Below are 25939 nucleotides of genomic sequence, written 5' to 3' on the forward strand. Positions count from 1 at the left end.
AAGCACCCTGAAACGATCAAAGTAATCAATGCCTGAACAAATGATCTTTCAGTGACCCGCAGAATACAAAGCCCAACCTCCTAGACTTTCGGCTTAGATAGCGGAGAAATGCTCGGTTATCCGACCGGGAGGTCGAGGCCAAAAACGCGGTATATCGGGGGTTACCGGAGTCTCTACATGATTTCAGAGAGTCATCTCGGTAGCGACGATATGGCGGGCGGCATGCTCATCGGTGACCAGGCCCTTTAGCCAGCCGCCGCGCAGGGCGGCGAGGATGGCCGGCCCCTTGTCGCGCCCACCTGCCAGCGCCACCAGGGTCTGGTCGCGAAACATCTCCAACGGCAGGCTGGTGACCCGACGGCTCGTCGAACAATCGACGAGCTCGCCCTGGGCATTCATCGGCCAGCCCAGCAACTCGCCGACGGCCTCGAGCGACAGCAGCTCATCGAGTTCGGCCTCGCTGATGAAGTGATCCTGGAACAGGGTCGCCTGACGGTCGATACGCCCCACCCCCACGAAGGCTGCCTCGGCCTGGCTGGCCACCTCGACGATGGCCTGATACAGGCGCTGGTCGCGCAGCGCTTCCTTCTCCGTCACCGAGCCCGCGACCACCGGCGCGGGCAGCAGAAAACGCTCACCGCCGGTCTTGTCGGCGAGGATCATCACCCCATCATAGCGGTTGGCCGACCCATCACGGGCCACGTTCCCCACCAGCGAGACGAAACGGTGTTGAGGCCGTTCGATACGACTCAGGGCCTCAACCATCGCCCGCACCGACCGCCCCGTGCCCAGCGACAGGGTCAGCGGGTCGGTGCGATCAAGGTAGCGGGAAAGCCGCTCGGCGGCGGCCACCGCCAGATAGGGAGCACCGCTGGCTGCAGCATCGACATCGGCGGGGGCCACATCACAGAACGCCAGACCGAAGTGGTCACGGATGGCCTCGGCCAGGGCCATGCAGTTGGCGATCGGATGATCGATACGCACCTTCACCAGGCCTTCCTGACGCGCCAGGGCGAGCAGGCGCTGGACCCCCGGCCGAGAAACCCCCAGCTGAGCGGCGATCTCGTCCTGGGTGCGCCCCCCGACGTACGACAACCAGGCGGCCCTGGCCGCCTGGTCCAGCTTTACCTCGAACTTGTCCACGACTCGGCGCTTCCTGCATTACATTGAGGGGAAAAATCATCGCAAGCCTGAGGCGCAGGCACAATGCATCCCCGTACTTCGACAGGGCTATCGCAGCTGACAGCATCGCTCAAGGCAGCCCCGGGCGGGGCCACCTCACCACTCTCGCCAAGTGCCACCCTGGCGGTAGCCGGCACTGGATTCTCTGTAATTTTCCAACATCCATGCTGGCCATACACTGTCACACTGCCCCCATGCCTCCTGACACGATTTCGCCCCCTATGTCGTCGCCCACCCCTATATCGTCCTATGCTATGCCTCCAACCCTATGCCGCTGACGTCCTGGCACCCTTCGGCCAGGGATCCGGCAAGCCCGTCCCTGCAGAAACTTAGACCTTCGTATAAAGCACTCCAGGTAGTAAAATAACTACATATTCGATACCTTCTTGAACATCATCGCCGTCGAGGACGTTAATCCATACCCGGTGACGGTGAGTGGCTGACCCGCCAACGGCAGAAACTAACAGGCCGAGCCACGCATTCGAGATGCGCATTGCCGGGTCCGGCTTCCGAGTCTCCGGCCGGTCCACCGATTGCCTCCTGCCTCCCAAAACCCCGACGAGGTCCACGATGTTCCAGCTTACCCGCAGCGTCACCTGGCAAGCCCTCACCCGGCTGCATGACCAGACTCGCCACGACCGCATCAGCGACTACTTCGCCGCCGACCCCCAGCGCTATGACAAGATGAGCCTACGCGTCGGGGGACTGTTCCTCGACTATTCGAAGCACCATATCTCCCCGGCCGTGCTCGACACCCTGCTCGAGCTCGCCGACCACTCGGCACTGGTCCAGCGTCGTGCCCAGATGTTCTCCGGCGACATCATCAACGTCACCGAGAACCGTCCGGTGCTGCATACCGCCCTGCGCAACCTTGGCGAAGGCCCGCTGATGGTCGACGGCCAGGATGTGATGCCCGAGATCCAGCGCACCCGGGAGCAGATCCAGCGCTTCTCCGAAGCGGTGCGCAGCGGCGAGTGGAAGGGCTACGATGGCCAGCGCATCAAGGATGTGGTCAATATCGGCATCGGCGGCTCGGACCTGGGCCCCAACATGGCGTGCCGGGCACTGCTCAAGTATCGTCAGAGCGACCTCAACTTCCACTTCGTCTCCAACGTCGACGGCACGCATATCCAGAAAGTACTGCGTCGCCTCGACCCTGCCACCACCCTGTTCATCGTCTCCACCAAGACCTTTTCCACCCAGGAGACACTGCTCAACGCCAAGACCGCGCGGCGCTGGTTCGTCGATAACGCCGGCGAGGACGCCGACGTCGGCGCCCACTTCGTCGCCGCCTCCACCAACAAGCGCGCGGCGATGGACTTCGGCATTCGCGAGGAGAACATCTTCGAGTTCTGGGCCTGGGTCGGAGGACGCTACTCGATGTGGTCATCGATCGGCCTGCCGATCGCCCTCGCCGTGGGCTTCGAGGGATTCATGGCGATGCTCGAGGGCGCCTACGAGATGGACCAGCACTTCCTGACCGCGCCCAATGCTTCCAACATGCCGGTACTGATGGCCCTGATCGGCATCTGGTATATCAACTTCCACGGCGCCGAGACCCAGGCCATCGTGCCCTACGACCAGGCCCTGCATCAGCTGCCGGCCTTCCTTCAGCAGCTCGACATGGAGTCCAACGGCAAGTCGGTGGACATCTTCGGTCAGCCGGTGGACTACAAGACCGGACCGATCGTCTGGGGCCAGACCGGCTCCAACGGCCAGCACGCCTTCTTCCAGCTGCTCCACCAGGGCACCCGCTATGTTCCCATCGACTTCATCGCCAGCCTGAAGCCGGAGCCGGGGGTGGAGGACCACCACTTCGCCCTGCTCACCAACATGCTGGCCCAGGCCAATGCCTTCATGGAGGGCAGCGCCAAGGGTGGAGAGCTCGATCCCTACAGTTGCCCGGGCAACCGACCCTCCAGCACCCTGCTGCTCGACGAACTGACGCCCAGGAACCTCGGTGCTCTGATCGCGCTCTACGAGCACAAGGTGTTCGTTCAGGGGGTGATCTGGAACATCAACTCCTTCGACCAGTGGGGCGTGCAGCTCGGCAAGCGCATCGCCGGAGAGATCAGCAGTCGCCTCGACGCCCAGAGCCAGGACTTCGACGCCTCCACCCAGGGCCTGCTCATGCGGGTCAGGGAGCATTTCCCCGGTCACGCCAGCGCGACACCAGAACCCGCGGCACCCAGGTCCGGCAGGGGGGCAAAGGGCAAGGCCAGCAGCCGAACACCCAGCCGCTGACGCCACCTTGACGGTTTCGCCTCGCAAGCAACGATTGCCGGTAAGCTATAGTCCCGACTGGCCAATCGACAAGCGGCCAAACGTTCCGACGGGTGAGCCGGGACAAGCGCACCAAGCAGACAGGCCTGCCATGCCAGGCCTTTACCCCAGCAAGGAGACACCGACATGCGCCAGCTACAGTGGGGCATACTGAGCACCGCCGGCATCGCCCGCAAGGCGATGATCCCGGCCATTCAGGCCGCGCCCAATGCGCGCCTCACCGCCATCGCCAGCGAAAGCGGCAAGGCCGGTGATGTGGCCGCGGAATACGGCATCCCCCGGGCCCACGAGGGGTTCCGCCAGCTGCTGGAAGACCCGGATGTGGAAGCGGTCTATGTACCACTGCCCAATCACCTCCATGCTCGCTGGGTGTGCGAGGCGGCACGTCACGGCAAGCATGTGCTGTGCGAGAAGCCCGCCGCCCTCGACGCCGAGGAGGCACGCGCCATGCAGGAGGCCTGCGACAGGGCCGGGGTGGCGCTGATGGAGGGCTACATGTATCGCCATCACCCTCAGCACCTCCGGGCCCGAGAGCTTATCGAGCGTGGCGAGATCGGCGAGGTCCGCCAGGTGCGCGGGCTCTTCTCCTTTCCCCTGGCCCTGGACAGCGACAATATCCGCCTCTCCGCCGATGCCGCCGGCGGCAGCCTCCACGACGTCGGCTGCTATCCACTGGATGTGATCCGTCGCCTGCTCGGCATGCCCGAGTCGGTCACGGTGGTGGGCCGGGTACCCGAGACGCTCGGCGTCGACACCAGCGCCAATGGCGTGCTGCGCTACGGCGACGGCCGATTGGCAGAGTTCGGCGCCAGCTTCGAACAGACCATGCTCAACCGCTACGAGGTGATCGGTAGCCACGGCAGCATGCTGCTCCCCTCCGCCTTCCGTCCCGACAAGCAGGGCGGCGTGGGCGAGATCGTCATCACCGACGAACGGGGCCGCACCCGTCGCGAGCCGGTCTACGGCGATCAGTATCCGGCCCAGGTCGAGGCCTTCTCCGCCTGGGCCCTGGGTGAAGGCCCAGCGCCAGATACCCCCACCGAGCTCGCCGACCAGGCGCGACTACTGGCGGCCTGCCGGGAATCGCTGCATCAGGAGTGCACGATTCGCCTTCGCGCATAAGCCAAAGCCTCCCCCTCCCTCAAACCCACTAATCGGCTACCGGCGCCGAACCGGGCCGCCTCGGCCTCCATCGCGCCGGCATGCCTGGTACCGGCCGCCCTGACGGCTTGTTAAAATGTCAGACATTTATTAATCTAGGTACATTGCCAACGCTGGAGCGATGCCATGTCTGACAAGGCAGCCCCCTCGACCGAGCCCCGCACGACCTCCCTGAGTGACCTCCCCCGCCACCAGGGAGGCGCCGAGGCGCTGGCTCGCCTGCTGGCCCGGGCGCTGTTCGCCGGCCGCTGGCGACCCGGCGATGACTTCCCCAAGGAGATGGATCTTTGCCATCACTTCGCGGTGAGTCGCAATCAGGTTCGCAACGCCCTGGCCAGTCTCACCGCCACCGGGCTGATCGAGCGCACCGCCGGCCGCGGCAGTGTGGTACGCATGGTCGATGACTGGCACCTGCTCGACCCGCTCGTCAGCGACTGGATGACCGGCATCGAGAGCCTCGATGCCTCCCTGATCCGTGAGATCTTCGCCTTCCGCTATTCGGCGGAACCGGTGGTCGCCCGGCTCGCTGCCGAGGCCGCAGAGCCGGCGGACCTCGATCGTCTGGCGGCCGCCTATCAGGGCATGTGTGCCACCGCCGACAAGCCCGGCGCCCGCGACCTTCACGCCGAACACGACGTGGCCTTCCACGACGCCATCTATCGCGCCAGCCACAACCTGGTCTGGCGCCAGATGGGCCATCTGCTGCGTCCCTCGATCATTGCCCTGATCCAGAGTTCCCAGGCGCGGGTCTCCGCTGAGCACGAAGGGCTCGGCGACAGCCTGGCCCGCCACGGCCGCGTGCTGGAGGCCATCAACCGACGTGATGCCGCCGCCGCCGAGAGTGCCGCCCGCGAGGTACTCCGGCGTACCGCCATCGACCTGGCCATCGTGCCCGCTCCCTCTCACTCCCATCTCGCTTCCGAGGACTCCCCATGAAGATCACCCGACTCAAGACCTGGCAGGTCCCCCCGCGCTGGCTGTTCCTCAAGATCGAAACCGATGAAGGGTGCTACGGCTGGGGCGAGCCGGTTATCGAGGGTCGCGCCGCCACCGTGGAGGCCGCCGTCCACGAGCTCGCCGACTATCTGATCGGCCAGGACCCGCACCGCATCGAACACCTGTGGAACACGCTATATCGCGCCGGCTTCTATCGTGGCGGGCCGATCCTGATGAGTGCCATCGCCGGCATCGACCAGGCGCTCTGGGACCTCAAGGGCCGCGATCTGGGAGTTCCGGTGCACCAGCTGTTGGGCGGCGCGGTGCGCGATCGCATGCGCATGTACGCCTGGACGGGCGGCGACCGTCCGAGTGACGTGGGCGCCGGGGCCCGTGCCCTGGTCGAACAGGGCTTTACCGCCTTCAAGATGAACGGTACCGCGGAGCTCGCCATCGTCGACTCCCACCGCAAGGTCGACGAAGCGGTGGCACGTGTGGCGGAGGCCCGCGACGCCGTGGGCCCCGACGTGGGCATCGGCATCGACTTCCATGGCCGGGTCCATCGGCCCATGGCCAAGGCGCTGCTGCGTGAGCTGGAACCCTTCCATCCGATGTTCGTCGAGGAGCCGGTGGCCCCCGAGCACCTGCCCTGCCTCAAGCAGATCGCCGGTGGCCTGGGGTATCCCCTGGCGACCGGCGAGCGACTGCACACCCGCTTCGAGTTCCGCGACCTGCTCGCCGACGGCATGATCGATATCATCCAGCCCGACCTCTCCCACTGCGGCGGCATCAGCGAGGGGCTCAAGATTGCCTCGATGGCCTCCGCCCATGATGTCGCGCTGGCCCCGCACTGCCCGCTCGGCCCGCTGACCCTGGCCGCCTCCCTGCAGCTCGATGCGGTGTGTCACAACGCCTTCATCCAGGAGCAGAGCATGGGCATCCATTACAACCGCGACAACGACGTGCTGGACTACCTGGTCGACAAGTCGGCGCTGGCCATCGATGAGGGCTTCTGCGCCATCCCCCAGGGGCCGGGGCTCGGCGTGGAGATTGACGAGGCCTTCGTCGAGGAGCGCGCGAAGGTCGGCCACCGCTGGCGCAACCCGGTATGGACCCACGAAGATGGCTCCATCGCAGAGTGGTAAGCGTGGAGTGGGCAGAGTGAGGAGAAAGCGATGAGTTTCAGCTTCAACGACCTGGCCTTCGGCGACCTGAAGGGCCAGAGCGTCTTTATCACCGGCGGTGGCTCGGGCATCGGCGCGGCCCTGACCGAGGGTTTCCTGGCCCAGGGCGCCAGGGTGGCCTTCGTCGACCTGGACGGTGCCGAAGCGTTCTGCGATGCCATGGAGGCGAAGTACGCCAATCGACCGCTCGCCATCGTCTGTGACATCCGTGACGTGACGGCACTCCAGGCGGCCATTGACCAGGCGCGTCATGCCCATGGCCCGATCGGCGTACTGGTCAACAATGCCGCCAGGGACACCCGCCATCGCCTCGATGAGTGGAGCGCCGAGGAGTGGGATGACTCCCTTGCCACCAACCTGCGACCGCAGTTCTTCACTGCCCAGGCCGTCGCCGCCGACATGCGCGAGCTGGGCGGCGGCGCGATCATCAACCTCTCCTCCAACAGCGTGCACCTGGGCCTTGCCGGCTACCCGGCCTATGTCACCGCCAAGGCCGGCATTCTGGGCCTGACCCGGGCACTGGCCCGCGAGCTGGGCCCCGATGCCATCCGCGTCAACTGCCTGATACCCGGCTGGGTGATGACCCAGCGTCAGAAGGAGCTCTGGGTCAACGAGGCCGATCTTCAGGAGTGTCTGGCTCAGCAGTGCCTCAAGGAGCCGATTCCGGTGGAAGACATGATCGCCCCCTGCCTGTTCCTGGCCTCCCGGGCATCGCGGATGATGACCGGCCAGGAGCTGATCATCGATGGGGGTCGAGCATGAGCCAGTCGGTGGCCGAGTCGCTGGCCTGGGTCGCTGTCGACTGGGGCTCGAGCAATCTTCGCGCCTGGGCCCTGGACGCCCGGAACAGGGTGCTGGCTCGCACCGACTCTCGGCGCGGCATGCTCTCGCTGACACCCCATGACTATGAACCGGAACTCAAGCGGATGATCGGCGACTGGCTGCCCCCCACGGGCCGTGTGCCGGTGCGGATATGCGGCATGGCAGGCGCTCGCCAGGGTTGGCTCGAGGCCGCCTACCTGCCGGTGCCGACCCGGCTGGACGATCTGTCTCGAGGCGCGGTGAGGCCTTCGCTCGAGGACTCACGCCTGGAGGTCACCCTGTTGCCGGGTCTCTGCCAGGCCACCGATGACCAGCAGCACGGCTTCGATGTGATGCGCGGCGAGGAGACGCAGCTGGCCGGCCTCTGTCATGCCGCTACCGGTCGCGATGGGCGAGAGGAGGCCCTCTCTCCTGTTACGGGGCTCGCCTGCCTGCCCGGCACCCACGCCAAGTGGGCATGGCTCGAGGAGGGAGCGGTCACCCGCTTCACCACCTGCATGACCGGCGAACTATACGACCTGCTGGCTCGCCAGTCGGTGCTGCGCCACTCACTCGACCACCCGGCCAGTATCGACGACCCGAGCGACCCGGGCAATCGCGAGTGCTTCATTGCGGCTGTGCGCGAGATCAACGAGGCCCCCGCCGCCTTCACCGCCAGGCTCTTCGGCCTGCGTGCCCGCGACCTGTTGGACGACGGCCTGCCGGTCGGCGAGGCCCGTGGCGCTCGCCTCGCCGCGCGTCTGTCGGGTCTCGTCATCGGCCTGGAGCTCGCGGGACTGCAAGACGAGCTGAGGCTCGAGTCGGCCGCGGCCCGGGACATCACCCTGATCGGCAGTGACACGCTCTGTGCGCGCTACGCCCTGGCGCTTTCGACCCTGGGCCACACCAGCCACACGCTGGACGGCGAGAGCGCCGTGCTCGCCGGCCTGAGCCTGGCCAATCGCACCCTGAGCCAGGCCGCCATGAACCGCGCCTCAGGCGCCTGAATCCCCGTTGATGGAGATCGACACATGACCCTGCCTCTGATCGGCATCCTGCGCGGCGTCACCCCCGACGAGGCGGTGGCGGTGGGTGAAGCGGTGCTCGCCGCCGGCATCACCACCCTCGAGGTGCCCCTCAACTCCCCCGACCCGCTGGAGAGCATCCGCCGCCTGGCCGACACCCTGGGCGATCGAGCCCTGGTGGGCGCCGGCACCGTGTTGACGCCCTCCCAGGTACGCGACGTCTTCGCCGCCGGCGGTCGACTCGTGGTGTCGCCCAACTGCCGGCCGGCGGTCATCGAGGAGAGCCGTCGTCTCGACATGCAGAGCTGGCCGGGCATCGTGACCCCTTCCGAGGCCTTCGACGCCCTGGAAGCAGGCGCCAGCGGCCTCAAGCTGTTCCCGGCGATCCAGGTGGGTCTCGAGGGCATGCAGGCCATGCGTGCCGTGCTCCCCACCGGCACCCGGCTCTATGCGGTGGGTGGCATCGGCGTGGACAACTTTGCCGCCTGGCGCTCCGCCGGCATCGATGGCGCCGGCCTGGGCAGCGCTCTCTACCGCCCCGGCCAGAGTCCGGCAGTCGTGGGCGAGCAGGCCCAGGCGCTGGTGGCGGCCTGGCGTGCCGCGGGAGACGAGACATGAGCCTGCCGGCCCTTACCGCAGAGCTCGCCGTGGCAAGCCGCTGCACGCTGGGCGAAGGCCCCCAGTGGCATGCCGCCACGGGACGCCTCTACTGGTGCGACATTCTCGCTCGGCGACTGCACTGGCTGGCACCCTCCACCGGGGCCACCGGTCAGCATAGCCTCGACCATCGGGTCTCCCTGGCCGCCCCCCTGACGAGTGGCGAGCTTCTGCTGGTGGGCGAGGACCGCCTCAGCCGTTTTGCCCCCCATAACGGAAGAGTCGAGACACTTCTCGACTTCGAGGCCGACAATCCCGTTACCCGCAGCAACGACGGCCGTGTCGACCGCCACGGCAGCCTGTGGCTCTCCAGCATGGGCAAGGCCGCCGAGCCCGGTGCCGGCAGCCTCTACCGCCTGCATCGGGGTGAGCTGACGCGTCTGCGTACCGGCTTGACCATCCCCAACGCCATCTGCTTCTCGCCCGACGGTGAGTTTGCCTGGTTTACCGACACCGTGACCGGCGTGGTGATGCGCTGGGCCCTGGATCGTGAAGGCTGGCCACTGGGGAAGCCTACCCACTGGGCCGACGTCTCGGCCACTTCGGGCCATCCCGACGGCGCGGTGGTGGACGCCGAGGGCTACCTCTGGCTCGCCCTGTGGGGCGCCGGCCAGGTGGTAAGACTGGACCACGACGGTCATATCGTCGCCAAGATCGAGCTCCCGGTGAGCCAGCCTTCCTGCCCCGTCTTCGCCGGAAAGAACCTCGAGCGACTCTATATCACCACCGCCCGGGAGGGCCTGGACCAAGCCTCACTCGCCGCTCAGCCACTGGCGGGCGCCCTGTTCGTGGCCGATGTCGGCGTGACCGGACTGGCCGAGCCGGTACTGCGACTGACATAGGGCCGAGGTAAAAAAAGATTCATCACAGACTGACGTGAAACCTGTAACCCACTGGGGAGGGCGCCACCCTGTGGGAGGCCGGGTTCCCCGGGCGATGGCGCCGACAGGCGCCTGTTAGTCTTGTCGCACTTTCTTGCCCCATCCGGGGAGGCCTTTGGCCTCCTTTCGCCCGGCAGAGCCGGCCTCCCACAATGAACCCCGACCTTCCAATACTCACTGCCGAACGAATTCACGCCAGTTTGCGTTGAACCTAAAAAAACCCGGCCATGGAAGGCCGGGTGAAAGGCGACAGCGACTGGCTGTCGAGAGAGCACAGGGTCATGAAACCATCAGTGGTGGTAACGCTCCGCCACTTCCCGGGCCAGCTGGCGGATGCCGTTCCAGTCCTCGGCATCGACCAGTGATTTCGGCGTCAGCCAGGAGCCCCCCACACACATCACGTTCGGCAGCGCCAGGTAGTCTGCGGCGTTGTCCAGATTGATGCCGCCGGTAGGGCAGAACCGCGCCTCGGGCAAGGGACCCGCGAAGGCCTTGAGCGCCTTGACGCCACCACTGGCTTCGGCGGGGAAGAACTTGAAGCGGCGGTAGCCAAACTGCCAGCCGGTCATCAGCTCGGAGACACTGGCCACTCCGGGCAGCATGGGCACCGGGCTGCCCACGCCATGGCGATAGAGCGCCTCGGTGGTGCCGGGGGTAACGATGAAGTCGGCTCCCACCTCCTCGGCCTGCCGGTACTGGGCCGGCGTCAGCACGGTACCCACGCCAATGCTGGCCTGGGGCAACGCCTCTTTGATGCGTCGAATCGCCTCCAGAGCACAGTCGGTGCGCAGGGTGACCTCCAGCACGGCGAGGCCACCTTCGAAGAGAGCGCGAGCCAGAGGCACGGCATCCTCGATACGCTCGATGGCCAGCACCGGGATGACCTCGGCCTTGAGGCAGATGCTGTCAAGCTCGGTAGTCCGGGTCGAGGGAAGCTGCTTGTCGGGGATCATGAAAATATCTCCAAAACTCAGGGGGCCCAGTAGGTCGCCAACGGGCAGGCCAGAAAGGCGCGAATCGGTAGTTCACGGACGTCGTCGCCGGCCAGCGCTCGGGCCAGCACGGCCCGCTTGTCGCCACCGGTGATATGCAGAAAATGGCGGCGCGCCTGGTGCAGCCGCTCGGCGCTCAGGGTGATGCGCGGCTGGGGCTGACTCGGCGTCCGCACGGCCACCGTGGTGGCGTCGGTGCTCAGCGCCAGGTCGAGCTCGCGGCTATCGGGAAATAGCGAGGCGGTGTGACCGTCGCCACCCATGCCGAGAATCACCACGCTGGCCGGCCAGGCCAGGGCCTCGATGCGCTCGGCCACGACCTCGGCCCCCTGCTCGGGGGTGGAGTGGTCACTGGTCAGGGGCACGAAGGTGGCCGCTGCCGCCGGGCCGCACAGCAGATGCTCACGCACCAGGCGTGCATTGCTGTCGTCGGCCGTCTCGGCCACCCAGCGTTCGTCGGCCAGGGTGACCTGGACCCTCTCCCAGGGTAGCCGGCAGGCGGCCAGCGCGGTGAAAAACGGTACCGGCGTCGAGCCACCGGAGACCACCAGCAGGGCGTGGTCATCGTGCTCAAGATCGGCGCGCAGGGCCTCGGCCACCGCCTCGGCCAGCTGCCGGGCAAGCTGTTCACGTGGAGAAACGTTCGTCATGTTCAATAATCCTCATACCAGCTGCGGCCATCCTGGGTGATCATGGCGATGGACGCGACGGGTCCCCAGGAGCCAGCTGGATAGCGGCGAGGCGGCTCGTCCCGGTCTTTCCAGGCAGCGTTCAGGCTGTCACACCACCGCCAGGCGTACTCCACCTCATCGCGACGCACGAAGAGATACTGCTGCCCCTTCATCACCTCGAGCAGCAGTCGCTCATACGCATCGGGAATCCGCGTCTTGGGAAAGGCGCTGTTGAAGTCCAGGTGCAGGGGGCCACGTCGCAGCCGCATGCCCTTGTCCAGGCCGCTGTCCTTGGTCAGCACCTCCAGGGCGATGCCCTCCTCGGGCTGCAGGCGGATCACCAGCTTGTTGGCGGCGAGATCGCGCTGATCCGGATCGAAGATATAGTGAGGTTGCTGGCGGAAGTGGATCACGATCTGCGAGAGCTTCTCGGGCATGCGCTTGCCGGTGCGCAGATAGAAGGGCACCCCGGCCCAGCGCCAGTTGGCCACGCCGGTCTTCATGGCCACGAAGGACTCGGTATGGCTCTCGGTATTGGCGCCCTCCTCTTCCAGGTAGCCGGGCACGCTCCTGCCGTCGATGGTGCCGGCGATGTACTGGCCGCGCACCACGTCACGCCCCAGCATGTCGTCGGTGAAGGGCTTGAGCGCCTTGAGTACCTTGACCTTCTCATCGCGGATGGCGTCGGCATCCAGGTTCGCCGGAGGATCCATGGCGATCAGGCAGACCAGCTGCAGCAGATGGTTCTGGACCATGTCACGCAGCTGGCCGGCATCATCGAAGTAGCCCCAGCGCCCCTCGATACCGACCTGCTCGGCCACGGTGATCTCCACATGCGAAATATGGTTCTGATTCCACTGGGTGCCGAACAGCGGGTTGGCGAAACGCAGCGCGATCAGGTTCTGCACCGTCTCCTTGCCCAGGTAGTGGTCGATACGATAGATGCGGGATTCGGGAAAAACGGCGCCGATGGCGTCGTTGATCTCGGCAGAAGAGGCCAGGTCGTAGCCGATCGGCTTCTCGACCACCACGCGTGACTCGTCATCGAGGCAGCCGGTGGACTCGAGGTGCCGGCAGATATCGCCGTAGATCCTGGCGGCCACCGAGAGATAGACCACCATCGGCCGCTCGGCACCCTGACGCCATTCATGGATGGCGGCATAACCCTCGGGGTGGGTAAAGTCGAGCTGCAGGAAATCGAGACGCGCCAGAAAACGCTCCAGGGCCTCACGATCAAGCTCCTCGGCCTTGACGCGGGTCTTCAGCGTCTTTTGGACCTGCGCTCGAAAGCTGTCCCGGTCATGCTCCTGTCGGGCCAGTCCCAGCAGACGAGTGGCGGGATCCAGCAGCCCTTCACGCTCCAGATGAAACAGTGACGGAAACAGCTTGCGTTGGGCCAGGTCGCCGAGTGCGCCGAACAGCGCCAGATCAATTTCGGTGCTGATCGCCTCCCCGACTTGGTTGTGTCGACTCATCCCCACCCCCTTTCGTTAACTTACAAAAAAAATACGCACACGGCGCAGAAAAAGCAAGCACCAATAGTAATCTTACAAAAACAAATAGCTCGTAGGCCACCTCTTGTGGCCTAACACCGGAAGGGCGAGCTAGGATAGCCACCACCATGTAGTTAAATCACCACATTTTCCACCATCGCGCCAACTCGCGGCCGCGCGCCGCCCCAGCACGGAGAGCTCGCCCCCCCATGGCCCGTCACGACCTGATCGATCGCATCCGACAGCGCCTCGAGGAACTCAACCGCTCCGAACGCAAGGTCGCCGACGTGATTCTCGCCGACCCGGCGGCCGCTACCGGCATGAGCATCGCTACCCTCGCACAGGCCGCGTCCGTCAGCGAACCCACCGTCAATCGCTTTTGCCGCAGTTTCGACGCCAAGGGCTATCCAGACTTCAAGATCAAGCTGGCCCAGAGCCTGGCCAGAGGCACTCCCTATGTCAGCCAGGCGGTAGAGCCCGACGACAGCGCCGCCGACTACACCCAGAAGATCTTCGGGGCCACCATCGCCGCCCTGGATGCGGCGCGTCGCCAGACCGACGTCACCCGCATCGAGCGCGTGGTCGATTTCCTGATACAGGCCAAGCAGGTTCACTTCTTCGGCCTGGGCGCTTCGGGTGCCGTGGCCCAGGATGCTCAGCACAAGTTCTTCCGCTTCAACCTGCCGGTCACTGCCTATATCGACGTGCTGATGCAGCGCATGGTGGCCTCCACCTGCCATACCGGGGATGTCGTGGTGGTCATCTCCTGGACCGGCCGCACCCGCGAGCTTGTCGACATTGCCAGGCTGGCACGCGAGAACGGCGCCGTGGTGCTGGGCATCACCGCGCCAAACTCCCCCCTGGCCCGAGAGTGCAGCGAGACCCTGGAGGTCGCGACCCCCGAGGATACCGACTACTACATGCCCATGACCTCGAGAATGATCCAGCTGGCACTGATCGATGTGCTGGCCACCGGGGTCACCCTGCGTCGCGGCGAAGACTTCCTCGGCCACCTAAAGAAAATCAAGGATAGCCTTCAGGATACCCGCTACCCCGGTAGCGACGACTGACCCCCATCGACGCAACGCCGCCCCACCGAGCTTCGGCGGGGCGGCGCTTGTCTCTGACAGCAGAGGGGGATCAGCAGAAGGATGCTGGCTTGCGTCTTATACGCCGGCGAAGGCCGCGTAGATCACCACCACCAGCACCACTAGCACGATCCCCACGGGCACGGCTCCCTTCCAGGGTGTCAGGTCCACTGCTTTCACGTCCTCATGTACCCAGGCGGTGTCACGTGGACGCAGCTTGCCGATCAACAGCATCATCGCCACCAGCAGCACAAAGACCAGAGTCACGAAGTGGAACTCATGCATGATCACGGGCAACTTGTTGAAGGGCGGCACGAAGTAGCCGGCGGCGATCAGCAGACAGCCCCCGATCAGCGCAATCTTGGCTGCCATGGGCGGAACCCGACGGGTAAGTAGGCCTACCAGCACCACCGCCAGGATGGGGATAAAGTAGATGGCATTCATCTTCTGCAGATAGCCGAACAGGCTCTCCTGCCCCGCCAGCAACGGCGCGATGATCATGGTCACTACCGCCATGACCCAGCCGAACACCTTGCCCGACTTGACCACCTGCTCCTCGCTGGCCTCCTTGTTGAGCACCCCCTTGTAGATCCCCAGACTGAAGATGGTCGTGGTGCTGTTGAGTGCCGAGTTGAACGACGAGAGGATGGCACCCACCATCACCGCGGCGAAGAAGCCCGTCAGGTATGGCGGCAGTACATTGAACACCAGCTGGCCATAGGCCTCATCGGCGCGCACCCCCTGATCGGCGTAGAGGTGATAGGCGATGATCCCCGGCAGCACCAGATAGAGCGGCCCCAGAAGCTTGAAGAAGCCGGTCAGCAACACGCCCTTCTGGCCCTCCGCGAGGTTCTTGGCCGCAAAGGTGCGCTGGATGATCTGCTGGTTGGTCGTCCAGTAGAAGACATTGATCAGAAATACCCCGGTAAACAGGGTAAGGAAAGGCACCTGCTGGTCGGCGCTACCGATGGAATTGAGCTTCTCCGGATTGCTTGCCTTGAGGGTATTCCAGCCCTCCAGCACGCCACTGCCATCACTGACCGCCTGAAGGCCGAAATAGACGATCACGAAGCCACCAACGAGCAGCCCCACGCCATTGATGGTGTCGGAAACCGCAACGGTACGCAGCCCACCGAACAGCGCATAGACGGCGCCGATGATGCCCACGATCCAGACGGTCAGCCACAGCAGCAGGGTGGTCGACTGAATGCCGGTGAGCCCCTGCAGATCGAGCATGCCCTGCAGTCCCATGGCCCCTGAATAGAGGATGATGGGCAGCAGGATCACCGCATAGGCGATCAGGAAGATGATGTTGGTGATCAGCTGGGTGCCACGGTCGAAGCGGATCTCGAGCAGCTGCGGCAGCGTCGCGATACCGCTTCTCAGGAAGCGAGGCAGAAAGAACAGGGCCAATGCGACCAGTGCAATGACGGCCACCACCTCCCAGGCCATCACGCTCAGGCCATCGGTGAAGGCAGCGCCATTGAGACCCACCATCTGCTCGGTGGATAGGTTGGTCATCAGCAGCGACCCCGCAATCAGCGGAAAGGTCAGGGTGCGGCCGGCAAGGAAGTAACCCTTGGTGCTTGAGTGGTCGTCACGGCGCGTGATGCGCCAGGTGATGAAGGCGACCAGTCCCGTGAAGAACAGGAAGGACGCCAGGGTGAGGGCATGCATGGGGGAGCCTCTCTATCTGTCGGTGTCGGGGCCCGACCACAGTCGGCCGAAATGTCTGACATTAAGAATTGCCACGCCATTCTAGCCGGATATCCCTTCGTCAATATTCGACTTTGGTCAAAAACAGGACGAAACCTTTGTTAATCTTACCAAGCTGAGAGCTGCTAACACTCCGCGCCGGAGCGCGCCCCGCCAGGGGCGACACCCGGGCGCCAGGCCCGTCAGTAGCTGTAGTCGATCGAGGCCACGGCGGCGGTAACGGTGATCTCGACCTTGAGCTCATCGGCCGGCATCGGCGCACAGACGCAGGTACGTGCCGGGGCATGACCGGCGGGAACCCAGGCGTCCCACACCGCGTTCATGGCAGCGAAGTCATGACCATCCTTGAGATAGATGGTGGCCGTCAGCAGGCTCTCGCGATCGCTGCCCACTTCCTTGAGCAGTGCATCCACACGGGCCAGCATGCTCTCGGTCTGTGCGGTGATGTCGCCATGGCGTGCCTCGGGGCCAGCTACCTGGCCGCACAGGTAGGCGATGCCGTTGTGGATGACGGCACGACTCATGCGTGCCTTGGTGTCGTAGCGGTTGATCGTCATCGTCTTTCTCCTCATGTTGGCGGTTAGAACCCTTGTACGGGATCAGCGCAGCAGCAGCACCGGCCCTCGGGCATTACGCAGCATGGCGGTGGTGGTGCTGCCCACCAGCAGGTGGCGAATGCGCGAGTGGCCATAGGCCCCCATCACCAGCAGGTCGATCTCCTGCTCCTGCTTGTAGGCGCGCAGGGTCGCCTCCACCTCGCCGGCACGGATGGCGCCCTCGGCCTCGTGACCGGCCTCGCGCAGGGTCGAGAGCGCCCAATCGAGCTGCGAGCGGTTGTCGCCGGTCTCGGCGCCGACGATCACCACGTGCACCGGGACGCCGTCGAACAGCGGGCTTCGGGCCAGCATCTCGACGCCCTTGCGGGTGGTCTTGCTGCCATCGAAGGCGAGCAGCACCCTTTCGGGACGACGGAAGGTATCCGGCACCATCAGGATCGGCCGATGCAGGGTGCGCACTACTCGCTCCAGGTTGGAGCCCAGATGGCCGCTGTCCTGGTGGGCGGTCTCACCGCGCTTGCCCACCACCAGCAGACGGATCTCCTCCTGAAGCTCCTCCAGGGTCTCCACCAGGGTACCGTTGCGCTGGCGAACGGCGGGATCATCGACACCGCGCTCGACAGCACGCTCCCTGGCCGCCTTGAGCATCAGCCGCCCCTGTTCCTGGGCCACCTTGGCGCGCTTCTCATCCAGCTGGGCCAGCTCCTCCAGCAGATGCTCCCGAGCGCCCAGGCCGAGGTTGCCGGACAGGTCCGTCTCGGCGGTCTGGGGGTGGTTGTCATTCACATGCAGGAAGGTCAGCGGAGCCCCCAGCGCCTGGCTGGCCCAGGCGGCGTAGTCGCACACTCCCTCGGAGAACTTCGAGCCGTCAATGGCGGCCATCACCTGTTCTGTCATCGTCTTGTCCTGAAGCTGGCGTTGGTATCCATTACGTTAGTACACCATCGTTCTACATCATCCTGCCGACGGGTCAATGTCCGCCCATCAGCTTCTCGACGGCCTCGGGGTCGTCATGCACCGCATAACGATCGACGATGGTGGCACTCGCCTCGTTGAGGCCGACCAGCTCCACCTCGGTACCCTCGCGGCGGAACTTGATCACGATGCGGTCCAGGGCCTGGACGGCGGTAATGTCCCAGAAATGCGCGCGTGACAAATCGATGGTGACCTTCTTCACGGTCTCCTTGAGGTCGAAGGCACTGCCGAAACGCTCGGAGGAGGCGAAAAACACCTGACCCACCACCCTGTAGACACGATGACCCTCCTCGGGGGTCTCGGCGCCAACATAGAGGATATTGCCCACCTTGTTGGCGAAGTTCATGGCGGCGAGCAGCACACCGACGAAGACACCAATCGCCAGGTTATGGGTGCCTACCGTCACGCCCACCGTGGCCAGCATGACCATGTTGGTGCTCATGGGATGCTTCTTGAGGTCCTTGATGGAGCTCCAGCTGAAGGTGCCGATGGAGACCATGATCATCACCGCGACCAGGGCGGCCATGGGAATCTGCGATACCCAGTCGGCGAGGAACACCACCATCAGCAGCAGCACCACGCCGGCGATCAGTGTCGAGAGGCGTGTGCGGCCCCCGGACTTGATGTTGATCACCGACTGACCAATCATCGCGCAGCCCGCCATGCCACCGATCAGGCCGGTGCCGATATTGGCCAGGCCCTGCCCCTTGCACTCACGGTTCTTGTCGCTGGGCGTATCGGTCAGGTCGTCGACGATGGTGGCGGTCATCATCGACTCCAGCAGGCCCACCACGGTGAGCATGATCGAGTACGGCAGGATGATCATCAGCGTCTCGAGATTCAGCGGCACCTCGGGCCACAGGAAGACCGGCAGGGTATCGGGCAGCTCGCCCATGTCGCCGACGGTGCGAATCTCCATGCCGGTGAGCAGGTAGACCGCGGTCAGCACCAGGATGCAGACCAGTGGCGAGGGGACCGACTTGCCGATCTTCGGCAGATAGGGGAAGCCGTAGATGATCGCCAGTCCCATTGCGGTCATGGCATACACATGCCATGTCACCCCCGTCAGTTCCGGCAACTGGGCCATGAAGATCAGAATCGCCAAGGCATTGACGAAACCGGTCACCACCGAGCGCGACACGAAGCGCATCAGATCGGCCAGGCGCAGATAGCCGGCGATGATCTGCAAGACCCCGGTGAGCAGGGTGGCGGCCAGCAGGTACTGCAGGCCATGCTCCTTGACTAGGGTGACCATCAGCAGTGCCATCGCCCCGGTGGCCGCCGAGATCATGCCAGGCCGCCCTCCGGCGAAGGCGATGATCACCGCCATGGAGAAGGACGCATAGAGTCCCACCTTGGGATCGACCCCGGCGATGATCGAGAAGGCGATCGCCTCGGGGATCAGCGCCAGGGCAACGACGATTCCCGACAGGGTGTCGCCCTTGAGGTTGGAGAACCAGCTCTGTTTCATCTTTTCGTACATGCTGCGGTCCAGTCAGGAGTGATTGGAAGGTCATGAGTCGTCGGGGGGACGTGCCGTGGGCATGCCTCCCTGCCTCATTCGAGCGTCAGGGATGAGCACGCCGGGTGGACACCGGAGCGCCCGGGAATCACGCAGGGGGAAGGGAGTGAGCTAGGGCGGCGAAGCCAGCCCTGCCGGACGCATCAGGTTGCTCTGGGGCATCATCAGACGAAGGTCCAGTACTTGTGTAAGGTCCAGTGCTTGCGTGAGACAGGGCGCGGATTCTAGCAGAGCCCATGTTGCACTGCACCCCGAGCACGCTGGCGCCGCTCGACCCGTCGATCGACCAGCCCCTTGAGCAGCAGGCTACCGAGTACCAGGGAGCCACCGGCAAACGCCGCCGGCGATGGGCGCTCCCCAAGCAGCCACCATACCCAGAGCGTGCCCACTACCACCTCCAGCAACATCAGCAGCCCCACCTCGGCGGCGGGCAGGTAGAGCGGGCCACGCTGAAGCAGGGTGAAGCCCAGCGGCAGCAGCCCCAGGCAGAGCACCAGCAGCCACGCCAGGGTCGCGCCGGCGGGCAGCGTGATGCCCGGGCCTGAGACGCCGTAGAGCACCGCGGTGGCCGCCACGATCACTCCCGCCAGGGTCAGCATGGGGCTCATGTCGACATCCTGGCGCGTCCGGCAGAGGGTAAAGTTGGCCGCCATCGCCGTGGCGGCAAGCAGCGCAAAGGCGTTACCCCGCCAGGAGCCGACACCCGCGTCGTCCAGGGCGATCAGGGCAATACCTACCAGACAGGCCAGGATAGCCAGCCAGGTACGCCGTGGCAGGCGCTCATGGAGAAAGACGCGAGAGAGCAGCGCGGCGATCAGTGGTGCCCCGGCCAGGATCATCAGCACGTTGCCGGCACGGGTGTACTGGTTGCCCAACACGAAGCCGAAGGTGGAGAGGCTGAACAGCAGTGCCACGCCGATGCCGGTCCAGCCACATCGCCGATAGGCCGCCGCCGCTCCCCGTCCGTGGCGGGCGAGCACAATGGCGAGAAAACCGATGGCGGTAAGCAGCCCCCGCCACACCAGAATCTCGGCGTCGGGCAGGCCGATCAGCTTGATCAGCAGCGCATCGGGGGAAATCAGCAGCACCCCGCCACCGGTCATCAACAGACCCTGCTGGCGGCGATTCAGACGGGAGAGTGTCAAGGCAACCTCATGGACGATCCGGTCGCCTCAGCATGCCACGATCAGCCGGCCGTGGCACGGGGTGGGTCAGGCAGATTCACCGTTGCCGTCGGATGCCTGATCGGAGGCGCCCTCCCGAGCCGTCGCTGACGTCTGCATATGCTTGAAGGCCTCCATGATATCCATGGGCAGCGGGAAGACGATGGTCGAGGCGTTCTTGTTGCTCATGTCGCTCATGGTCTGCAGGTAGCGCAGCTGGAGCGCCGCCGAGTTCTCGGCCATGACGTTGGCGGCCTGTACCAGCTTGCGTGAGGCCTGCAGCTCACCCTCGGCGTGGATCACCTTGGCGCGACGCTCCCGCTCGGCCTCGGCCTGGCGGGCAATGGCGCGGATCATGCTCTCGTCGAGATCGACATGCTTGATCTCCACGTTGGCCACCTTGATGCCCCAGCTTTCGGCAGAGGTGTCGATGATCTCCTGAATATCATCGTTGAGCTTGTCGCGCTCGGAGAGCATCTCGTCGAGGTCATGCTTGCCGAGCACCGAGCGCAGGGTGGTCTGGGCCAGCTGGCTGGTGGCGAGGGTGTAGTTCTCGACCTGGATGATCGCCTTCTCGGGGTCCACCACACGGAAATAGAGCACGGCGTTGACCTTCACGGTGACGTTGTCCCGGGAGATCACATCCTGTTCGGGCACATCCATGGTGACCACCCGCAGATCGACCACCTGCATCTTCTGAATGCCCGGAATGATGATGATCAGACCCGGCCCCTTGACCGCCTGGAAACGCCCGAGGAAGAACACCACGCCGCGCCTGTACTCGGGCAGGATACGAATCGAGGCCGCCAGCAGCATCAGCAGCAGGACGACCGGGACGAGATAGGAAAGCAGCATGATGTCGGCTCCTTGGTTGGGCCGGACGATGCGGATCATCGACCGTGCCCGATAATCCTCATGACGATGAGGCCAACGGTTCGACCTCCAGGGTCAGGCCGTCGACCGCGGTGACGCGGACCGACTGCCCGCGGGCGAGCGGCGTGGGACTGCGCGCCCGCCAGCGCTCGCCCATCAGGCGTACGTGGCCCTGGTCGGTGAAATCCTCGAGGACCAGCGCCTCGCTGCCGACCAGCTCCTCATGGCCGGTGCGCGGCGAGCGACGCCGCAGACCGATGAAGCGGGTCACGACCCATAGCATCAGGCCTGCCGCGAGCAGCGCGATGCCACCGATCATCGGCAGCGAGATATTCAGAGTGTCCGCGTCCATCAGTATCACCGATCCGATCACGAAGGCGACGATGCCGCCGAAGCCGAGAATGCCGAAGCTGGGCATCAGCGCCTCGCCCACGATCAGCCCCAGTCCCACCAGGATCAGCGCCAATCCGGCGTAGTTGACCGGTAGCACCTGGAAGGCGAACAGCGCCAGCAGCAGACAGATGATGCCGATGGTACCCGGCACCAGGCTGCCAGGATTGGAGAGCTCGAAGATCAGGCCGTAGAACCCGATGATCATCAGGAAGTAGGCAACATTGGGATTGGTGATCACGGTCAGAAGCTCGGTGCGCCAGTCGGGATCGAAGCGTTCGACGACCAGGTCCGCGGTGGCAAGGGTGCGCTCCCCGTCATCCATCACCACCGTGCGACCGTCGAGCTGGGCGAGCAGGTCATCGAGGTTTCGAGCCACCACGTCGATGACATTCTGCTCAAGCGCCTCCCGGGCGGTAAGGTTGACCGCCTCGCGCACCGCCTGCTCGGCCCAGTCGGCGTTGCGGTCGTGGCGCTCGGCCAGCGAGCGGATATAGGAGACGGCATCCTCCAGCACCTTGCGCTCCATCGCCGTCTCGCCGCGACGCTTGTCCGGCGCCCCCTGTGCGGTCTCGCCTGGCATCGACTCGCCCTCGTCAGGCGTGGTCTCAGCCGCATCGCCGTCGCGTTCCGCGGTGTCGGCGGAGCCGTTCGATTCGGGTTCAGGCTCACCCAGGCCCGGTAGCCCGCCCCCGCCTAACTGCACCGGCGTCGCCGAGCCCAGATGAGTGGCCGGCGCCATGGCAGCGACGTGGCTGGCATAGAGCAGATAGGTACCGGCACTGGCCGCCCGAGCCCCCGCCGGCGTGACGTAGAAGGCCACCGGCACCTCGGAGGTGAGCATGGCGCGGATCATGTCGCGCATGGCGGCATCGAGCCCCCCGGGGGTATCCATCTCCACCACGACCAGTTCGGCATCGGCCTCGGCGGCACGCACCAGGCCGCGTCGAAAGTAATCGCTGGTGGCCGGCCCGATGGCACCCTCCAGGCGCATCACCATCGCAGTGCGCTCGCCCTGCTGGGCCTTCACGGCGGCCTGGCCGAACAGCAGCAACATCCCAAGGGCCAGGCAGGCGAGGCTGAAAATCATCGCCGGATGCCGAGAGGGCGACACTCGCCACGCTTGCATGGAAACCTCCTGCGGAGGGCTGATGCCTCGAGATGTGCCACAGCGAAATAATTCAACATCTACCGATATCAAGCATAGCAGGACACCCTACTGCATGCGCCGAGCACCCGAGCCCTGATCGTCGCCATCGCCTTGCCCCGTCAGTCCGCTCCCCAGGCACCTCCAGCAGCAACGCCCCCGAACTCGACAAGCTATTCCAACGCGATAACTGGCGCCAAGCCCCGCCCGCTGGCAGCATACTCGTCCATGACCACTACCCCTTACGGCGGCGGACGAGGTTACAGGACTCGACGCCTTGGCTGGCTGAGCCACCCCCTGACATCTCCGCTACTCACGTTGCGCGGTCGCCTGCTGCTCGGCGCAGGTACACTGTGGGCGGTGCTCTGCGTGACACTGTTGACATACGGCTGGCAAGCGGGTCAATTGCTGGTGGATGAGACCAACCGTCAGCATCTGCGTTATGAGGCCGAGCTGATACGCAACTCCATCGTCCACCAGGTCAGCGAGCGCCTGCAGGCCCTGGAACGCCTCGCCCAGCATATCCCCGAGCCGACCGATCGCGCCCTCGCCACGCCCCAGGTCCATGCCCTGGTACCCTACTTCGAGGCCCTGGCACTGTTCGACTTAGAGAGTCGGATCACGGACGCCTGGCCCACCCGCAATGGAATAGTGGGGGCCCGCTTCCCCGACCGGGACTATGCGCGCTTCATGCACGCCTTCCAGCAGCCCCACGTCAGCGCTCCCTTCGTGAGCCGAATCAGCGACCAGCCCATGGTGATGATGCTGGTGCCGCTGCATGATGCCGAGAGGCGCTACACCGGCTTCCTGGGTGGGTTAGTCAATATCGACCAGAGTCGGCTCTTCAAGGGCTTCGAGAGCCTGCGCCTTGGCGAACGCGGGCATGTCACCATCACTACCGCATCAGGCCAGCGCCTCTATCATCCCAAGCAACGCCAGGCTATCGTCGAGTTGCCCGACACCCTCCCCCCGGCACTCGACCGGGCCCTCCATGGCTGGCAGGGGGAGGCCGAGGAGACCACCATCAGCGGTGAGCCTGCGCTGGTGGCTTACCGTCAGGTCTGGCCGGCGGACTGGATCGTCGGCGTGCATCTCCCCAAGGCTCAGGCCGAGGCGCCCTTGGTTGCCGGCATGCGTCGGATCACGCAGCTGGCCTGGTGGGCGCTATTGATGGTGCTGCCGGTGGTCGGCCTCCTGATCTGGCTGGCACTGCGCCCGCTGACCCGGCTGGCCAGGCAGGCTCTTGAGCTTCGCGACGGACGGCGCCACCGGCTCGAGATCCCCACCCGAATGCCGGAGCTGCGTCGGGTTATCGATACCCTCAACGAGACCGAGCAGGCCCGCATGGCTAGCTTGCAGGACCTTACCCGTCGCAGTGCCATGCTAAATGCCACGTTGGCGGCCTCTCCTCAGGGCATGTTCGTTACCGACCCTCAGGGTCGGCTGACCTTCCTCAATGAGGCACTCCACGAGACCCTCGGCTCTTCCGTGCCGCAGACGCTTGAGACCTGGGCCGACCGCATCCATCCCGAGGAGCGCGACCCGGTGCGAGAGGCCTGGCGACAGAGCCTTGCCGAACAGCAGGACTTCATGCGCCAGTTCCGTTTCGTGGATCACGAGGGCAGGCAGCGCTGGCTGGATATTCACACAAGTACGATACAGGTGGAGGGAGAGTTTATCGGCGTCGCCGGAGTCGTTCGCGATATTACCCAGCATCGCCGCGATGACGCGCTACGCCGCTGGGAGGCGGAGCACGACCCGCTGACCCGACTCCTCAACCGACGCGGTCTGACACGCCGGCTGGAAGAGGCACTGGTGGATTGGCAGAAGACCGGTGATCAAACGGCGGTACTGCTCTTCGATCTCGACCACTTCAAGCCGATCAATGATCAGGGCGGTCACGCCCTGGGGGACCGCATGCTGCAACGCGTCGCCGAAACGATGCGAGGCGTGGCACGCAACAGCGATCATGCGGCACGCCAGGGTGGCGACGAATTCGCCGTGCTGCTGACGGGCTGCCGCCTCGACCAGGCATTGACCCTCGCCGAGGTGTTGCGGGAGCGAATCGCCTCTCTCTCGATCGAACACCAGGAGCATCGCTGGCAGGTCACCGCCAGTATCGGCATTTCCTGCTTCCAACCGGGCGACAGAAACATCGATGCCGTGCTCGCCCGGGCCGATGCCGCCAGCTATCGCGCCAAGCAGAGCGGTCGCAATCGCGTCATTACCGACGAGGAGGTGCCCCAGTCTGGCACCGGCTAGCCGGTACTGAACCTCGGACCCAGCAACAGGGATTGCGCCCAAGATCCAGCCGGCTGTCCGGTGCCAGGAGAGAGCCGCCAGCGGAGGGGATCACAGATCGTGAGACTCGCCGGCGAAGCGGCGCTGCACCTCGACCATATAGGCCGCAAGCGAGGTCAACGCTTCGCTCCCCCAACCCAGCGGCTCGGCCTCCATGGGGGCGACCATGCAGACCTGCACCATCTCGTCGGCGTGAACCTCGGGCATGCCGAACCGGCTATCGGCCATGGCCACTCGATGGGGGAAGGGCTGCTCGAAGGTAGCCTGATAACCGACATCCTCGCCATCGCTGCCATGACAACTGGCACAGGCCAGGCCGTTGCTGCTCAGGGAGTCGTCGTAGTAGAGCGCCTCACCCTGGGCCAGCAGGCTGGCATCGTTGGCGCCATCCTCGCTGTAAACTGGCGTATAGCCTTCCGGACGTTTAACGGCCTCCCTGCTATCGGCTTTAGCAGCTTCGGCTTCACCCTCTGCCTCACCTTCTCCTTCACCCTCTGCCTCACCTTCTCCTTCAGCCTCTCCTTCAGCCTCTCCTTCGGCCTCCCCTTCAGCTTCCGCTTCACCCTCTGCCTCGCCTTCCGCCTCACCCTGCGCCTCGGCATGGGCGCTGGAGAGGAACAGTGAGAGAGTGCTCGGGCCAGAGTCGCTGCTCTCATTCTCCATGGTGGCCTGCAGTGAGACGCCCGCCGCCACCAGCACCAGCACGGGGGCCGTGCAGGCCAGCTGCCGATCCAGGCGACCCAGCAGCCGGTGTCTCTTGTCGTTATCGTGTGACATGGTGCTTCTCCTCGATGGTTGCCCACAGGGTCATTGCCCACAGGGACAAGGGATATTGATACTCTCCCGATGACGTTCGTCGCCATGGGGACCGCCACCCTTAGGCGATACGTCTTGGTAGGAGCCGACCCGGCGAACCTTACGGCTAAAGGCTGTAAGGATCT

Annotated in this window: 22 protein-coding genes; 10 read left to right on the forward strand and 12 right to left on the reverse strand. The window is 65.0% G+C overall.

Going from position 1 to position 25939, the window contains the following annotated elements; genetic code table 11:
* Positions 1-183: 183 nt before the first annotated feature.
* Entirely contained in the window at positions 184-1143 is a 960-nt protein-coding gene (locus GRB80_RS09430) for a sugar-binding transcriptional regulator (RefSeq protein ID WP_161423402.1), read from the reverse strand.
* Between the two features lie 609 nt (positions 1144-1752).
* Here GRB80_RS09430 and pgi point away from each other — a divergent pair.
* The 8 genes from pgi to GRB80_RS09470 all read left to right on the forward strand — a co-directional run bounded on the left by pgi (position 1753) and on the right by GRB80_RS09470 (position 10071).
* Positions 1753-3426, forward strand: a complete 1674-nt coding sequence (gene pgi, locus GRB80_RS09435; RefSeq protein ID WP_161423403.1) for a glucose-6-phosphate isomerase — start codon at positions 1753-1755, stop codon at positions 3424-3426.
* Positions 3427-3591: 165 nt separating this feature from the next.
* Positions 3592-4587 carry a Gfo/Idh/MocA family protein gene (locus tag GRB80_RS09440; RefSeq protein ID WP_161423404.1) on the forward strand — a complete coding sequence of 332 codons (996 nt, stop codon included), beginning with the start codon at positions 3592-3594 and terminating at the stop codon, positions 4585-4587.
* 165 nt (positions 4588-4752) lie between these two features.
* The gene (locus tag GRB80_RS09445) at positions 4753-5562 is read left to right on the forward strand and encodes a FadR/GntR family transcriptional regulator (protein ID WP_132043028.1); all 810 of its coding nucleotides are present in this window, start codon (positions 4753-4755) and stop codon (positions 5560-5562) included.
* Complete coding sequence (dgoD, locus tag GRB80_RS09450; protein ID WP_132043026.1) at positions 5559-6707, forward strand: galactonate dehydratase; 1149 nt, start codon at positions 5559-5561, stop codon at positions 6705-6707. The genes GRB80_RS09445 and dgoD overlap by 4 nt, the downstream gene beginning before the upstream one ends.
* Before the next feature lie 30 nt (positions 6708-6737).
* Positions 6738-7508 (forward strand): SDR family NAD(P)-dependent oxidoreductase, encoded by a 771-nt coding sequence (locus GRB80_RS09455; RefSeq protein WP_161423405.1) that lies wholly within the window; start codon positions 6738-6740, stop codon positions 7506-7508.
* On the forward strand, positions 7505-8554 hold the full coding sequence (locus GRB80_RS09460; protein WP_161423406.1) for a 2-dehydro-3-deoxygalactonokinase: 1050 nt from the start codon (positions 7505-7507) through the stop codon (positions 8552-8554). The genes GRB80_RS09455 and GRB80_RS09460 overlap by 4 nt, the downstream gene beginning before the upstream one ends.
* A 24-nt stretch (positions 8555-8578) precedes the next feature.
* Positions 8579-9190 carry a 2-dehydro-3-deoxy-6-phosphogalactonate aldolase gene (locus GRB80_RS09465; RefSeq protein ID WP_132043020.1) on the forward strand — a complete coding sequence of 204 codons (612 nt, stop codon included), beginning with the start codon at positions 8579-8581 and terminating at the stop codon, positions 9188-9190.
* Positions 9187-10071, forward strand: coding sequence for an SMP-30/gluconolactonase/LRE family protein (locus tag GRB80_RS09470; RefSeq protein ID WP_161423407.1), 885 nt, complete (start codon positions 9187-9189; stop codon positions 10069-10071). Before GRB80_RS09465 ends, GRB80_RS09470 begins: the two co-directional genes overlap by 4 nt.
* A gap of 329 nt (positions 10072-10400) precedes the next feature.
* Here the strand turns inward: GRB80_RS09470 and GRB80_RS09475 are convergent, their stop codons facing one another.
* From GRB80_RS09475 to zwf, 3 genes are read right to left on the reverse strand one after another with little or no spacing between them, the layout of a single operon-like run.
* Positions 10401-11063 (reverse strand): bifunctional 4-hydroxy-2-oxoglutarate aldolase/2-dehydro-3-deoxy-phosphogluconate aldolase, encoded by a 663-nt coding sequence (locus tag GRB80_RS09475; protein ID WP_132043016.1) that lies wholly within the window; start codon positions 11061-11063, stop codon positions 10401-10403.
* 17 nt (positions 11064-11080) lie between these two features.
* Complete coding sequence (gene pgl / locus GRB80_RS09480; protein WP_161423408.1) at positions 11081-11752, reverse strand: 6-phosphogluconolactonase; 672 nt, start codon at positions 11750-11752, stop codon at positions 11081-11083.
* Between the two features lie 2 nt (positions 11753-11754).
* Positions 11755-13248, reverse strand: coding sequence for a glucose-6-phosphate dehydrogenase (gene zwf, locus GRB80_RS09485; RefSeq protein ID WP_161423409.1), 1494 nt, complete (start codon positions 13246-13248; stop codon positions 11755-11757).
* Positions 13249-13475: 227 nt separating this feature from the next.
* Here zwf and GRB80_RS09490 point away from each other — a divergent pair, with 227 nt between their 5' ends.
* Complete coding sequence (locus GRB80_RS09490) at positions 13476-14336, forward strand: MurR/RpiR family transcriptional regulator (RefSeq protein ID WP_161423410.1); 861 nt, start codon at positions 13476-13478, stop codon at positions 14334-14336.
* A 96-nt stretch (positions 14337-14432) separates the two neighbouring features.
* Here GRB80_RS09490 and GRB80_RS09495 read toward each other — a convergent pair whose 3' ends face one another.
* From GRB80_RS09495 to GRB80_RS09525, 7 genes are all read right to left on the reverse strand, one after another.
* Entirely contained in the window at positions 14433-16031 is a 1599-nt protein-coding gene (locus GRB80_RS09495) for a solute:sodium symporter family transporter (protein ID WP_161423411.1), read from the reverse strand.
* Positions 16032-16252: 221 nt separating this feature from the next.
* Entirely contained in the window at positions 16253-16627 is a 375-nt protein-coding gene (locus GRB80_RS09500; RefSeq protein WP_161423412.1) for a RidA family protein, read from the reverse strand.
* Between the two features lie 42 nt (positions 16628-16669).
* Positions 16670-17524, reverse strand: a complete 855-nt coding sequence (locus GRB80_RS09505) for a universal stress protein (RefSeq protein ID WP_161423413.1) — start codon at positions 17522-17524, stop codon at positions 16670-16672.
* Between the two features lie 73 nt (positions 17525-17597).
* Positions 17598-19085, reverse strand: a complete 1488-nt coding sequence (locus tag GRB80_RS09510; RefSeq protein WP_132043002.1) for a SulP family inorganic anion transporter — start codon at positions 19083-19085, stop codon at positions 17598-17600.
* 263 nt (positions 19086-19348) lie between these two features.
* The gene (locus GRB80_RS09515) at positions 19349-20227 is read right to left on the reverse strand and encodes a DMT family transporter (RefSeq protein ID WP_161424299.1); all 879 of its coding nucleotides are present in this window, start codon (positions 20225-20227) and stop codon (positions 19349-19351) included.
* Between the two features lie 108 nt (positions 20228-20335).
* Complete coding sequence (locus tag GRB80_RS09520; RefSeq protein WP_161423414.1) at positions 20336-21142, reverse strand: slipin family protein; 807 nt, start codon at positions 21140-21142, stop codon at positions 20336-20338.
* Positions 21143-21200: 58 nt separating this feature from the next.
* Positions 21201-22679, reverse strand: coding sequence for an NfeD family protein (locus GRB80_RS09525; protein ID WP_161423415.1), 1479 nt, complete (start codon positions 22677-22679; stop codon positions 21201-21203).
* A gap of 246 nt (positions 22680-22925) precedes the next feature.
* On the opposite strand from GRB80_RS09525, the gene GRB80_RS09530 reads away from it, so the two are divergent.
* Entirely contained in the window at positions 22926-24959 is a 2034-nt protein-coding gene (locus GRB80_RS09530; RefSeq protein ID WP_161423416.1) for a sensor domain-containing diguanylate cyclase, read from the forward strand.
* A 90-nt stretch (positions 24960-25049) separates the two neighbouring features.
* Here GRB80_RS09530 and GRB80_RS09535 read toward each other — a convergent pair whose 3' ends face one another.
* Positions 25050-25775, reverse strand: a complete 726-nt coding sequence (locus GRB80_RS09535) for a hypothetical protein (RefSeq protein WP_161423417.1) — start codon at positions 25773-25775, stop codon at positions 25050-25052.
* Positions 25776-25939: the final 164 nt, after the last annotated feature.

This window comes from Halomonas icarae (assembly GCF_009901955.1).
Classification (GTDB): Bacteria; Pseudomonadota; Gammaproteobacteria; order Pseudomonadales; family Halomonadaceae; genus Halomonas; species Halomonas icarae.

Excerpts from the sequence above, each read along its gene's own strand:
- dgoD (WP_132043026.1), top strand. The coding sequence starts at position 5,559 with ATGAAGATCACCCGACTCAAGACCTGGCAGGTCCCCCCGCGCTGGCTG.
- GRB80_RS09510 (WP_132043002.1), bottom strand. The coding sequence starts at position 19,085 with ATGTACGAAAAGATGAAACAGAGCTGGTTCTCCAACCTCAAGGGCGAC.
- GRB80_RS09475 (WP_132043016.1), bottom strand. The coding sequence starts at position 11,063 with ATGATCCCCGACAAGCAGCTTCCCTCGACCCGGACTACCGAGCTTGAC.
- GRB80_RS09525 (WP_161423415.1), bottom strand. The coding sequence starts at position 22,679 with ATGCAAGCGTGGCGAGTGTCGCCCTCTCGGCATCCGGCGATGATTTTC.
- GRB80_RS09500 (WP_161423412.1), bottom strand. The coding sequence starts at position 16,627 with ATGACGATCAACCGCTACGACACCAAGGCACGCATGAGTCGTGCCGTC.
- GRB80_RS09470 (WP_161423407.1), top strand. The coding sequence starts at position 9,187 with ATGAGCCTGCCGGCCCTTACCGCAGAGCTCGCCGTGGCAAGCCGCTGC.
- GRB80_RS09440 (WP_161423404.1), top strand. The coding sequence starts at position 3,592 with ATGCGCCAGCTACAGTGGGGCATACTGAGCACCGCCGGCATCGCCCGC.
- GRB80_RS09535 (WP_161423417.1), bottom strand. The coding sequence starts at position 25,775 with ATGTCACACGATAACGACAAGAGACACCGGCTGCTGGGTCGCCTGGAT.
- pgi (WP_161423403.1), top strand. The coding sequence starts at position 1,753 with ATGTTCCAGCTTACCCGCAGCGTCACCTGGCAAGCCCTCACCCGGCTG.
- pgl (WP_161423408.1), bottom strand. The coding sequence starts at position 11,752 with ATGACGAACGTTTCTCCACGTGAACAGCTTGCCCGGCAGCTGGCCGAG.
- GRB80_RS09445 (WP_132043028.1), top strand. The coding sequence starts at position 4,753 with ATGTCTGACAAGGCAGCCCCCTCGACCGAGCCCCGCACGACCTCCCTG.
- GRB80_RS09515 (WP_161424299.1), bottom strand. The coding sequence starts at position 20,227 with ATGACCGGTGGCGGGGTGCTGCTGATTTCCCCCGATGCGCTGCTGATC.
- GRB80_RS09505 (WP_161423413.1), bottom strand. The coding sequence starts at position 17,524 with ATGACAGAACAGGTGATGGCCGCCATTGACGGCTCGAAGTTCTCCGAG.
- GRB80_RS09495 (WP_161423411.1), bottom strand. The coding sequence starts at position 16,031 with ATGCATGCCCTCACCCTGGCGTCCTTCCTGTTCTTCACGGGACTGGTC.
- zwf (WP_161423409.1), bottom strand. The coding sequence starts at position 13,248 with ATGAGTCGACACAACCAAGTCGGGGAGGCGATCAGCACCGAAATTGAT.
- GRB80_RS09520 (WP_161423414.1), bottom strand. The coding sequence starts at position 21,142 with ATGCTGCTTTCCTATCTCGTCCCGGTCGTCCTGCTGCTGATGCTGCTG.
- GRB80_RS09465 (WP_132043020.1), top strand. The coding sequence starts at position 8,579 with ATGACCCTGCCTCTGATCGGCATCCTGCGCGGCGTCACCCCCGACGAG.
- GRB80_RS09460 (WP_161423406.1), top strand. The coding sequence starts at position 7,505 with ATGAGCCAGTCGGTGGCCGAGTCGCTGGCCTGGGTCGCTGTCGACTGG.
- GRB80_RS09490 (WP_161423410.1), top strand. The coding sequence starts at position 13,476 with ATGGCCCGTCACGACCTGATCGATCGCATCCGACAGCGCCTCGAGGAA.
- GRB80_RS09455 (WP_161423405.1), top strand. The coding sequence starts at position 6,738 with ATGAGTTTCAGCTTCAACGACCTGGCCTTCGGCGACCTGAAGGGCCAG.
- GRB80_RS09530 (WP_161423416.1), top strand. The coding sequence starts at position 22,926 with ATGACCACTACCCCTTACGGCGGCGGACGAGGTTACAGGACTCGACGC.